The organism is Acidicapsa acidisoli (assembly GCF_025685625.1).
Taxonomy (GTDB): Bacteria; Acidobacteriota; Terriglobia; order Terriglobales; family Acidobacteriaceae; genus Acidicapsa; species Acidicapsa acidisoli.
In genome coordinates, this window is record NZ_JAGSYI010000004.1 from 458,596 (window position 1) to 470,343 (window position 11,748).

The window sequence follows — 11,748 nt, forward strand, 5'->3', positions numbered from 1 at the left end:
TTCTGCGGACCGCTAAAGTCGGCGATGCTCTGGCCCGAAAGGAGAGTGCCATGCGTCACCAATGCATAGTTTCGATTATTCTCACCTGTGCACTTGGGACACCGATCGCACCTGCTCAGGGAAGCCCCTCTGCGGGCGCCCTCCCGCAATCGGCCATCGGTGGCAATTCGGGCAATGTGCAGGTCAAAAGTGTAGTCAAGGTCTTCCTGAAGAACGAAGCGCCAGGCTACTCCATTGCGTACGACTACAACTTTCCCGATCGCACTTCGGTCTGGGTCAAAGACCTCGGCATCGTCCCCGCAAAGGGAAGCTTCCGCTATATCTCGAACGATTCATTGCTCGAATTTCGAGACGGTCCCGATGGAAAGGTGCTTGCCTCCGTCCCGTTGAAGGAGACTGTCATTGTCGCCGCGCAACCACCGGTCCTGGGCCTCCCGGACGAGACGTCATTTCCGGAAGACTTTCAGGCATTCACATGGGATTCGCGCCTGTCTTTCCAGGAACAGGCGAACAGTGTGCTGAACAAAGCATTTCGCTATCATCCGCGGCGGGATAAGGAAGTAACGCTACTCAAAACGACGTTCACGCCGCTTCCGACCCCGACCGTTGCAGCGGGCGTTACCGCGCAGATTGCGCTATTGCTGTCGTTTCCGTTTGATGCAGATTCGACCAAGTACTCGTTGCATGTCCAGACCCTGGTCATGGAGGGGCGCACTCACTCCGACAAGTTCCAGCCCACCAGCAACCCCATTATCCTTCGCTCCGCTGATGACTTCGTTAGGAGCCTTATCGATCAGATGAAGGCCGGAAAGGAATAAAGATCGTGACGATGAATCGAGCCCGGTACGGATTGATGGGAATGTTTTTCCTGGGGCTGATTGTACAACTCGTAGCCTTGTTTCACATCCGGACTGCAATGTGGCCGGAGGAGTTCCAGTCTGTCCTCTTGCGCATACTCGGCATCTACTCAGCCCAATTGGGAGTGGTATTAGGAAGCATATTTGCTCAGCCAAAGCATCGTCTGTCGAATCCACCAGCGGGACTGGCGTGGGTTGCGCTCGGACTCGTACTCTTTTGGAACGTTCTCCTCGCTTGGCGAACAATTGCATTCAGCATCGCTGAACAGGATTCACCTGCTGACTTGATGAAGTATCTCGATTCGATTGCAGCCAGCAGCTCATTTCTGGTCGCGGGCTCGCTCTCCTTCTTTTTTGGCAGATCGACTCACGCTCATTCCTCAACATCGTGAGGCACTTTTCCCGCCGACCAGGGCGTCTTTGCGCGTTCTTTTGAGGAGCGAAGCCAGCATGACGAAAGACCTGCCTCCGATTGCACTGCTAGAGGCCTGTTAGGACCGGAAATGCCCGCATTATTGAATGCGTACCGGACACCGAAGCGGGAGGGTCATCGCTTACAGCCAGGCACACCTGAGTGCGGCGTGCCTGGTCCAGATCATCTGTAATGCTTGCCCCATCTTGCAACGGACCGCCGCGTGACTCAACTCCTTGATCGGTTAGCTCCGACTGACAAGATGAGCAATCACCTCACGAACGGGTGTGGTCCCATCCACATGCTCGGTACCGGTTGCGCCGAAGTGAATCCATCCCGAATTGAAACCGTCGACCATCTCAGCTCGTGGAGCAGTGCGTCCTTCGGGCATCCCTTGAGAGACCCAGAGTTTCTCCCATTGGTCTCGCGGCACGGCAACAGCCTCCACTGGGCGGCCCAGAACATCCGCAAAAGCTTCTGCTATTTCCATGGGGCTGGTGCCCTCTGGCCCAGCGACCTCGATGTGCCGAGTTCCCTTCCAGTTCTGCGTCAATGTCTCCGCGCCAACCTTTCCGATGTCGGCGGTTGCCACCAAGGAAAACTTCCGATCCAGGGGATAGAGCTGGAATTGAATCTGGCCTTCGTCGCGGGCACTCGCGACGTCACCCGCCGAGTTCTCGAAGAACCAGCCTGCGCGAAGAAATGCGTGCGGGAACGGCAGATCGCCCAACGTCTGTTCGAGAAGATGTGAGCTGGTGATGAGACCCAATCCACTCGTCTGTTCGGCTCCGATCGAGGAGAGATAAACCGCCTTCGGTGGCCGGGCCTTCGAAAGAGCCTTGTGAAGGACTTCGAGAGCCGCCTTGGTCTCCACATACCCCGGCGCTGGGGCGAAGTTGGGAGGCACCATTACAAAGACGCCATCGACACCGCTAAACGCCGCAGTCAGCGCTTCCGCATCGTCATAGTCAGCCTTGAACAATTCGACCCCCTGTTTTTGCCACCCTGCGGCTTTCTCCGGGTTCCGCACGATGCCACGAACCTTTTCGCCACGCGCGAGGAGAGACCGTACAACCGCACCGCCTACGTTTCCTGTGATTCCCATAACTGCATACATGTGATTCGCTCCTTGTTTCTTTTTGTCGTTAGGGGTGGCTACAGTGAACGGAAGAGTGCGGCCACCGGAAAACCTCTATCGTTGTTTGTTACTCAGGAAGCGCGATGCCACTGAGCCGCTCGCAGATTGCCAACAGTTGATCCTGCTTCGAAACGTCCCGAGCTGCAGGAAGCGTTCCCTTTCGGCGGAGATGATAGAAGTACTCTCCCGTCACCAATGCCTCAGGATCGTCGCTCGCCGCAAGCCAGACCTGAGTGCGGTGCGCCTGGTCCAGATCGCCTGTTGCCTCGGCCCCGCCCATCTTCGTCTGAACCCAACCTGGTTCGAGTGCATTCGAGAGGACACCGGGCCAACGTCGTGCAATCCCGAAGGCGAGAAGCACATTGTGCAGCTTCGTGTCGGAGTAGGCTTGCTCTCCGTCCCAGGCACGAGACTGCCATGTCAGATCCTCAAGGGTCGGATCGCCGTTCTGGTGAAGCATAGAGCTTAGATAAACGAGCCGCTTCGGCTTTGAGATCAGTGCGGTCAGGACGTAGGGCGCGATCGTGTTCACTGCGAATACATGCGACAGGCCATCGACCGTCTCGACACGTTGAGGCTCCCTATAACCGACAGCCGCATTGTGGATGACCGCATCGAATGTGCCAAGCGCATAGACCTGCTCGGCAACACTTCGGGTCTGAGCAATGCTGCTCAGATCACCAACGACCACCGCTTGCGCTTGAGGGACGTTCCTCTTAGTCTCCTCCGCGCGAGTCTTGCTGCGAGCGTGCAAGACCACCTTATGCCCCTGCTCGATGAGTAACTCCGCTGCCATTTTTCCGAGGCCGTCCGCCGATCCGGTAATGAATACGCGTGCCATAATCGTGTCCCTCCATTCTTGGAACTGCTGCAGTGCGAATCTCAGTTCTTCTCTGAACGTTCTTTTAAGGATGTCAGCCAAAGCTGGTGGCCCTCGTGCATCGCGCTGGGTTGCTCTTCGCGGAACTGGATGGCGCCAGGCCCTTTGACGACCTCTTCCGTGATGATGTGGCAGCCTTCAGAGGTCTTCTCCAAGAAAAACGTGTGGTAGGCGTGCACTCCGTTGCCATCGCCGAACCAGCCGAGCCGACTGTCCGGCTCGAACTCATTCACCCGACTGTCAATGTGGAATCCGAATGTCTCCCAGGACAATCGTGCATTCTTTCGTAGCTTGTGGTCCGGCGTGTTGAGCACCTTCACATCCTTGGAGTTCGAATACCACGATGGCCAGGACTCCGCTTCGACCAGATTGGCGAAGATCGTGCCACATCCTGCGTGCACAACGATCTCGTTGTGGGCGAAAAGATCAGCCTCTTTCGGATCGAATCCCTTCGGCCAGTGGATCTTGTCGGATCGCATCGCGCCATCGCCGTTGAAAGTAAGTCCCTGATGCGCTGGTGGTTGGGCGTTGCCGGACATGGACATCGCCAACCCTGCCAGGAGCACGCTGATAATTGTTTTGCGAATACTGTTTGCTGTCATTTTTGCCTCTCACCGTTCAGTGCGTCCGTATATGTGACTCAACAGGATTGATTCGGAACTAATGATTGTTGCATTTCACCTATAACCGGATAGCATAGGTCTATGAACCTCGACGACCGCCTAATGAATGGAGTCAACGCGCTTGCCGCAGTTGTAAGATCGGGCGGTTTTGCAGCCGCGGCGCGATCGCTCAACGTCTCTCAACCGGGTGTCAGCCGAGCAGTCGCCCGCTTGGAGGCTCGAGTTGGAGTGCGGTTATTGGAGAGGACAACCCGTTCCGTCTCTCTGACCGATGAGGGGAGACGATTCTACGAGACCATCGGACCTGCACTAACTGCGCTCGAAGATGCGGCATCGTCCCTGGCGGAAGGAAAAGTCACGGTCCGCGGACGGTTGCGCGTGAATATCGATCCCTATTTTTCTCAGCTCATTCTTGGACCGCAGTTGAGCGGATTCATGAAGGAGTACCCGGAGTTGAAAGTGGACCTGATCACACGAGAGAGCCTTGGGGACCTGGTTGCAGATGGATATGATCTCGGAATTCGGTTTTGCGACCCTCGTCCATCGAGCCTTGTCGGGCGAAGACTTCTGGACTCCCGAATTCTAACGGTGGCATCCCCAAGCTACCTCAAGAAACATGGCCATCCATCCCATCCCCAGGAACTCACAGTCAATAAACAACACCGAATGATCGACTTCCGTGACCCGGAGACCGGCCGGGCATTTGAGTGGGTCTTTCGCAAGGGTCGAAAGGAGATCAAGATTGAGACGGAGAGCCAGCTTCTATTGACTGACGTCGCAACGATGCATGCGGTCTGCCTGGCTGGATATGGAATAGCTCAGGTCCTCGACTTGGGAGTTGAAGCATATCTTGCGAGCGGCAGACTGGTGTCGCTGTTCCCCGATTGGCAGGATGAACGCTTTCCCCTGTATGCCTTTTATCCATCGCGGCAGTATCTGCCACCTAAGACGCGAGCGTTCCTCGAATTTCTGTACAGCACGGTACTGGCATCACACCTCAACACGTCGGGCGGTCGCAGCGAGACAGCAACGCGCGCTACATCAAAGAGTTATAGGAGCAAGGCCCAAGAATCCGATGAGTAGGGCGAATCGGTTTGGCTATCCAAGCACTATTCTTTCGGGTAATTTTCCAATTGATTTCTCTGTAGGCAAGTTGCCAAGTTCCGCCATGGACAGCATCATCCGCTCTGGGATCGTCAGGAGGGATCGAACCGAGATCTTCGCCGGAATTTTCTTGTAGTCCACTGAAGGGCCTGGAATGGAACGAGGAAAGAAGCATTCACCGGAGCAACCTTCCGCCAAGACGATCACGTACTTATCGTCCGACCGATTCTCCTGATCTCGCTCCGGAGCCATGCGTGCGCGGCATCGGTGTTTACTCTCGGATGCCAGATCATCAGATATTTGAAGCCGGTGATCTCTCCCGGCGCCTTTAGAACTTTGATCTTGCGATTTTCGGCCTCAGCTCTGGCGAATCGTTGGGGTGCGGTCAGAATCAGTTTGGTCCCAGGAATGCACCGCGTAGCCGCGCCGAAATATGGCAGCGTAATCACGGTTCGACGGCGATGACCGTGCGCCGCGAGACGCTTCTCCGGTATATGTTGCGTCCCTTCCACTACGTCAACACCGATGTGCTCAGCCGCGAGATATTGCTTGAGCGTAAGTTGACGCTGGTAGGGAGCATCTGCCGCAACAATGCAGACGAGTTCTTCTTCGTAAATGACCTCGGTCAGTAAGGGCGAAGGCACATGACCTTCATCGCCAATCAAAGCAAGATCGAGTCGACCGTGACTCAAATCTTCGAAGACATCGCCTCGCCAGCTCGCGAAGGTAAAGCGGACCTGTTTCGCAGCTGGCAGAACCTCGCGACACAAGATCGGTGCAATGATCGAGGTCGCATTGTCCGTTGCCGCAATCCGGAAAGAAGAATGCTCTGTCGCCGGGTCAAAGGTCGAACCCGAGATGAGTCGATCCAATTTCGGCAACATGATCTCAAGCTCCCGGAGAACACGTTCCCCTTGCGGCGTTGGTTCATAACCCTTTGCCGTCCGCACTAGCAGATCATCGTGAAATGTATCTCGCATCCGCTGCAAGGCGCGGCTCACCGCAGGCTGGCTCAATAGCAACCGCTTGGCGGCACGCGATACATTTCGCTCTTCGGCAAGTACCGAGAAAACAACAAGAAGATTCAGGTCTGCCTGGCGCAACTGCGTCGTACGCATAATGAATATTAGCATTATGCATTGGACGTATAGTTTTGTCAGGTTCAATCTATTTTTAGCGACGGACTTCAAGTTCAAAGAAGCCGCCCAAAGGAGAATCACCATGAGAAAAACTGCTATCGTTACCGGCGCATCCCGCGGCATCGGACGCACCATCGCTCTTCGCCTCGCAGCCGATGGATTCGGCGTTATCGTCAACTACGCCGGTAACGCAGCCAAGGCCGAAGATGTAGTCAACGAGATCACCAGCGCTGGAGGCCGCGCGCTCGCCATCCAGGCCGACGTCGCCAATCCTGAAGACGTTAAGCAGCTCTTCGAGAAGACAATCAAGGCCTTCGGCCAGATTGACGTCGTCGTCAACAACGCAGGCATCATGCCTCTCTCGCCCATCGCTAAAGGCGACGTAGAAACGTTTGACAAAGTCATCGCCACCAACCTCCGCGGGACCTTCCTCGTCCTCTCGCAGGCAGCGCAACACGTTGCTGAAGGTGGCCGTATCATCGCCTTCTCCAGCAGCGTCCTCGCCAAGAACTTCCCTGCCTACGGCCCCTACATTGCCTCCAAAGCAGGCGTCGAGGGCCTCGTCCACGTCCTAGCCAACGAGCTTCGTGGACACAAAATTACAGTCAATGCCATTGCGCCCGGACCCGTAGGTACGGAGCTCTTCCTGGACGGCAAGACCGAAGAGCAGATCAAACAGATCAGCAGCATGGCGCCACTGGAACGTCTCGGCCAGCCAGACGATATCGCCAGCGTCGTCTCCTTTCTTGCCGGACCCGATGGCGGATGGATCAACGCGCAGGTGCTTCGCGCAAACGGCGGCTTCGCATAGCAAGCCCGTACCGCTCGCACACATTCATCCATTCACGCAGCTCGAAAGAACCTTATAGGAGAATGAAAATGAAAAACGTCATAGTCATCACAGGAGCATCGAGCGGTTTTGGAGCCCTCGCCGCTCGCGCTCTCGCCATCGCCGGACACACCGTCTACGCCAGCATGCGCGAAACCACAGGCCGCAACGCCGCGCAGGTGAAAGCTGCTCAAGAGTTCGCGGTAGAGAACAAAGTTGACCTCCGCACCATCGAACTCGACGTCGCCTCTCAGGAATCAGCCGATCAAGCCATCAAAACCATCGTCGAGAAAGACGGTCGTCTCGACGTCGTTATCCACAACGCCGGACACATGGTCTTCGGCGCAGCTGAAGCCTTCACTCCCGAGCAGCTAGTTCAGGTCTTCGACTCCAACGTACTCAGCACACAGCGTGTCAACCGCGCCGCGCTTCCACAACTGCGCAAACAGAGAAAGGGACTGGTGCTCTGGGTCGGAAGCACCAGCACACGTGGAGGCACGCCGCCATACCTCGCACCTTATTTCGCTGCAAAGGCGGCCATGGATGCGCTCGCTGTCAGCTATGCCGCAGAGCTGAATCGTTGGGGCATCGAGACGTCCATCATCGTTCCCGGCGCCTTCACCTCCGGCACCAACCACTTCGCACGCGCTGGCTCACCGGCAGACAAGGCACGTCAGGCCGAATACGACAACGGTCCTTACGCGCACCTCGGCGACGACATTATGAAGGGTTTCGCTGCTACTGCACCCCCCGACGCCGATGTGACAGATGTCGCCAAAGCTATTGTCAAAGTGGTGGACTTGCCTTTCGGTAAGCGTCCATTCCGCGTTCACATAGACCCCGCACAAGACGGTGCAGAAATCGTCAATGGAGTGGCCGATCGTGTTCGCGTGGAAATGTATCGCAACATCGGATTGTCAGATCTACTGACTCCCGTCATGCCCTCGCCCAAGCCGCTGTGATGAGCTTTGCCTGTGCGTGCAATTCTTCGGAGTCGGTAAGCACCCCGTCCATATGGAAGACAATGGCTTGCAGTCGCGTCATATGCTTAGTCTTGCCTGCTCGTTCAATGAGAATTTTCGACAGTCACATGCTTGCCGAAGATCGGCACACACGCCAGGAGAGCGACAAGAAACCAGAACGCGTTGTGCAAACCGATCCCCTTGGATAAGAAACCGATGGCGGCTGGCCCCGTCAGCATGCCCGCATAACCCGCCGTAGTGAGGGCTGCAACGGCCAGCCCTTTAGGCATTGCGTGTTGCGTACCCGCGAGTCTGAACAGGATAGGCACGATATTTGCGGCCCCAAGGCCCACAAAGACGAAACTGACAAACCCGATCCATGCAACTGATGCGAATAGGAGGCCGCACAATCCGAGAAGCGCAGTCACTCCACCAAGTGTTAGCACAATGTGGTTCCCGAATCGCGCTACGATGCCATCGCCGACTAAACGACTGAACGTCATCGCGATGGAGAAGAGCATGTATCCCAGCCCTCCGTGCGCAGCGGAGACGAGGTGTTCTCCGACAAGCAGAAGCGCACTCCAGTCGAGGAGAGCCCCCTCAACCAAGAATGAGATTGCCGCGAAGATAGCGATGACGAGCACGACACCTCTCGGAATCGCAAAAATGGGTTGATTAGTCATCTCTCGATTCGAGAGCATGCGCGGAATGGCCATCAGAATCAGCAAGACAAGAATGGCGGAACTGAGAATCGTGCTTGAACTCGGTGCGATGCCTCGCGAGAGAAGGGCTGTCACGATTCCCGACCCCAGAAATCCACCAACACTGAAGAGTGCGTGAAATCCAGACATCAACGGCTTCTCAGAGACACGCTCAACATCGACAGCATGCAGGTTCATTGCAACATCTAACGATCCCAGAGAAGCCCCGAAGGCAAAGAGCGCGACTCCAAGGGCGATCGGCGACGATACGATGCTCAAGAGCGGCAATATGAGTGCCAGTCCTACTCCACCTGAGAGTACGACCGGCTTACTACTGAAGCGCGCACTTAGATTCGCAGCAAGTGGCATCGCAATGATGGAACCGGCGCCCAGGAGCAGAAGAACCAACCCCATGGTGTCATCGCCGAGATGGCAGCGAGTCTTTGCAAAAGGCACTAAGGGAGCCCAGCAAGCTACGCCGAACCCTGCGGCAATGAACGCCAGCCTGGTCGATAGCTTCGCGCGCGATAGTTGCACATCCTCTGTCATGAAAATTCCCATTTTCGGTTGTGTCGAACAAGACGCAAGCTACGGTTGCCCAGTGATGACTTTGGGGCCGGCATTGGAAAAGGTCGAGACAATCTCCTCCGATATACCGGCCTCAAGAACGACATGGTCAAGGACTGCGAGTGCGGCCACTTGAAACGGCGCCCGAGTCGTTAAGTGTTCCTTCTACTGCGTGACAATGAGATCGGCATGTAGGCTGGCCGTTGAATCTTCGCCTGCCCAAACATCGAATTCAGACGGCTCCACAACCCATTGCTTCGTTTGCGGATTCCAATACTTGAGCTCTTCCTTCCCCAGCGGGAATGTGAGGGTCTTTGTTTCACCGGGTTGGAGCGCGATGCGCTCGAATCCTTTGAGCTGGCGAACAGGACGTGAGGCCGAACCGTAGCGCTGATGGATGTAGATCTGTGCAACAGCATCACCAGCGACGGAGCTGGTGTTTGTTACATTCACCTTCACCTCTGTCGTATCGGCAACGTGCATGCTGGGTTTGCTCACCTGCAGGTTAGCGAACTTGAAGGTGGAATAACTGAGCCCGTAGCCAAAGGGATAGAGCGGTTTGGAGCTGATGTCCCAATAGCGCGATGTAAATCCAGGCGCATCTTCGGGCTCGTGTGTGCGGGTGTGGTTGTAGTAGAGGGGTTCGGAGCCGGCTGTGCGCGGCCAACTCACGGGCAACTTTCCACCGGGGTTGACGTCTCCAAAGAGTACGTCGGCTACCGCATCTCCACCTTTCGTCCCCGGATACCAGGCTTCGAGAATCGCCGGCACATGCTCTGATGCCCAGCGGATGTCTAGGGGGCGACCGCCTTCGAGAACCAGTACTACCGGCTTACCTGTCGCCACGACCGCTTCCAGCATTTGCTCTTGGATACCCGGAAGGTCGAGTGAAGCCCGCGAAGCCGCTTCACCGTTCATGCTGGCGAGTTCGCCCATCACAGCGACGACCATGTCTGCGTCATTCGCAGCGGTCTTCACTTTCGCGATCCAGTCTGCGATTTCTTCAGGGGTCGGCGGCGGAGTCGGTTTCTCGCCTGTTATCGTATCCAGCATGCCGGGATAGACCTTGGACGGTCGTGGCCCGTCGACGAGCGTGACTTGAGCATCTGGACCAAGTTTGTTTTTGATTCCGGCGAGGACCGTGATGGGATGGCTCTTCCCGCCCGGTCCGAACAAACCTTCCACGGTCCATCCGCCTTCAACATCGCGCTTCGAATCGGCAAGAGGTCCGATGACTGCAACTTTCCTGAGTGACTTCTGCAACGGAAGCGCGTGATTGTCGTTCTTTAGCAGGACCATCGAACGCCCCGCGAGTCTGCGCTCCAGTTCGAGACCTTCCGGACGGCTCAGGGCAGCTTCGACCTTGGACTCATCGGCGTAGGGATGCTCAAAGAGGCCGAGGTCGTACTTGGTTTCGAGGATTGGCAGAACCATTTGATCAATGTAGGGCTCTGCGATCTTCCCGTCCTTCACTGCTTGCGCAAGATTGTGAGCGTAGGTCAGGCTCGCCATGTCCATGTTGACACCTGCAGAGAGCCCCTTGTAGGCCGCATCTTCACCGTCTTTGGCATAGTGATGCGTCACAAGGCTGCCGACAGCAAATGCATCGGAGAGAACAAAGCCCTGGAAGCCCCAGTCCTTGCGCAGAACATCCGTCAACAGCCAATGATTGCCGCTGGCGGGGATCTCATTGAGGTCCATGTATGCGCTCATGAAACTGCCTGCACCTGCTTGCTCGGCCGCATGAAAGGGCACCAGATAGACGTTCTCCAAAAGTTCTTCAGGGACGTACACCGAGTCATAATCGCGCCCGCCTTCGGATGCGCCATAGCCGGCAAAGTGCTTAACGCAGACCACGGTCCCATCGGAGTTGAGATGTTCCCCCTGGAAGCCCTTGACTTGAGCTCGCGCCATGGCTGCACCGAGGTACGGGTCTTCTCCAGCACCTTCGACAATTCGCCCCCAGCGAGCGTCGCGGGCGATGTCAACCATCGGAGTGAACATAAGCTGAAGTCCGGCGGCGCGCGCGTCCTGCGACGCGATATGCTGCGCCTGCTCCTCAACCGATGGATCCCAGGATGACGCCATCGCGAGCGGGACGGGAAAGACTGTGCGGTACCCATGGATAACATCAAACCCGAAGATAATCGGAATATGCAGGCGGGATTTTTCGACAGCGATATGCTGGAGCCGATTAATCTCCTGCACATTCATCTGCCAGAGAATCGATCCTACGCCGCCTTTCGCAATGAGATCGTCTGGCTTTTCTGTTGCAAGGCCAGGCATCACCAACCCCGATGATTCATTGAGCTGGCCGATCTTCTCTTCCAGAGTCATTTCCTTTAGAAGCGCCTGAGCCTTTTGCTTTGCCTCTGGGCTGAAGAGCTGCGCCTGCGCGTTTGCTGAGATGCATCCGGCTGCCGCTGCTGTCAGCAGTACCGCGATGATTGCGGAGCATTTGATCGGATTCATGGGTCTCTTTCTCATTGCGTGCCGTTTCTTTTCGAGCGACGGTTAGGTGGTTGCGTGTCAAGGG

At 56.3% G+C, this 11,748-nt stretch carries 11 protein-coding genes; 5 read left to right on the forward strand and 6 right to left on the reverse strand.

Annotation, left to right across the window (positions count from 1 at the left end; translation table 11 throughout):
* Positions 1-50: 50 nt before the first annotated feature.
* Together OHL23_RS23895 and OHL23_RS23900 are read left to right on the forward strand one after the other, a co-directional pair.
* A complete protein-coding gene (locus OHL23_RS23895; RefSeq protein WP_263354547.1) occupies positions 51-818 on the forward strand; it encodes a hypothetical protein in 768 nt (255 codons plus the stop codon).
* A gap of 5 nt (positions 819-823) precedes the next feature.
* Positions 824-1,249, forward strand: a complete 426-nt coding sequence (locus tag OHL23_RS23900) for a hypothetical protein (protein ID WP_263354548.1) — start codon at positions 824-826, stop codon at positions 1,247-1,249.
* Positions 1,250-1,513: 264 nt separating this feature from the next.
* Here the strand turns inward: OHL23_RS23900 and OHL23_RS23905 are convergent, their stop codons facing one another.
* From OHL23_RS23905 to OHL23_RS23915, 3 genes are all read right to left on the reverse strand, one after another.
* Complete coding sequence (locus OHL23_RS23905) at positions 1,514-2,386, reverse strand: NmrA family NAD(P)-binding protein (RefSeq protein ID WP_263354549.1); 873 nt, start codon at positions 2,384-2,386, stop codon at positions 1,514-1,516.
* Positions 2,387-2,474: 88 nt separating this feature from the next.
* Positions 2,475-3,248: an SDR family NAD(P)-dependent oxidoreductase gene (locus OHL23_RS23910; RefSeq protein ID WP_263354550.1), complete on the reverse strand. Its 774-nt coding sequence runs from the start codon at positions 3,246-3,248 to the stop codon at positions 2,475-2,477.
* Between the two features lie 41 nt (positions 3,249-3,289).
* A complete protein-coding gene (locus tag OHL23_RS23915) occupies positions 3,290-3,889 on the reverse strand; it encodes an SRPBCC family protein (RefSeq protein ID WP_263354551.1) in 600 nt (199 codons plus the stop codon).
* 123 nt (positions 3,890-4,012) lie between these two features.
* Here OHL23_RS23915 and OHL23_RS23920 point away from each other — a divergent pair, with 123 nt between their 5' ends.
* Positions 4,013-4,993: a LysR family transcriptional regulator gene (locus tag OHL23_RS23920; RefSeq protein WP_263354797.1), complete on the forward strand. Its 981-nt coding sequence runs from the start codon at positions 4,013-4,015 to the stop codon at positions 4,991-4,993.
* Positions 4,994-5,217: 224 nt separating this feature from the next.
* Here OHL23_RS23920 and OHL23_RS23925 read toward each other — a convergent pair whose 3' ends face one another.
* Entirely contained in the window at positions 5,218-6,132 is a 915-nt protein-coding gene (locus OHL23_RS23925; protein WP_263354552.1) for a LysR family transcriptional regulator, read from the reverse strand.
* A gap of 103 nt (positions 6,133-6,235) precedes the next feature.
* Between OHL23_RS23925 and OHL23_RS23930 the strand changes: the two genes are divergently transcribed.
* Both OHL23_RS23930 and OHL23_RS23935 read left to right on the forward strand, forming a co-directional pair.
* Complete coding sequence (locus OHL23_RS23930; protein ID WP_263354553.1) at positions 6,236-6,964, forward strand: SDR family oxidoreductase; 729 nt, start codon at positions 6,236-6,238, stop codon at positions 6,962-6,964.
* Between the two features lie 68 nt (positions 6,965-7,032).
* The gene (locus tag OHL23_RS23935) at positions 7,033-7,944 is read left to right on the forward strand and encodes an SDR family oxidoreductase (protein WP_263354554.1); all 912 of its coding nucleotides are present in this window, start codon (positions 7,033-7,035) and stop codon (positions 7,942-7,944) included.
* 104 nt (positions 7,945-8,048) lie between these two features.
* Here the strand turns inward: OHL23_RS23935 and OHL23_RS23940 are convergent, their stop codons facing one another.
* Both OHL23_RS23940 and bglX read right to left on the reverse strand, forming a co-directional pair.
* Positions 8,049-9,194, reverse strand: a complete 1,146-nt coding sequence (locus OHL23_RS23940) for an MFS transporter (RefSeq protein WP_263354555.1) — start codon at positions 9,192-9,194, stop codon at positions 8,049-8,051.
* 183 nt (positions 9,195-9,377) lie between these two features.
* The gene (gene bglX / locus OHL23_RS23945; RefSeq protein WP_263354556.1) at positions 9,378-11,684 is read right to left on the reverse strand and encodes a beta-glucosidase BglX; all 2,307 of its coding nucleotides are present in this window, start codon (positions 11,682-11,684) and stop codon (positions 9,378-9,380) included.
* Between the last annotated feature and the right edge of the window lie 64 nt (positions 11,685-11,748).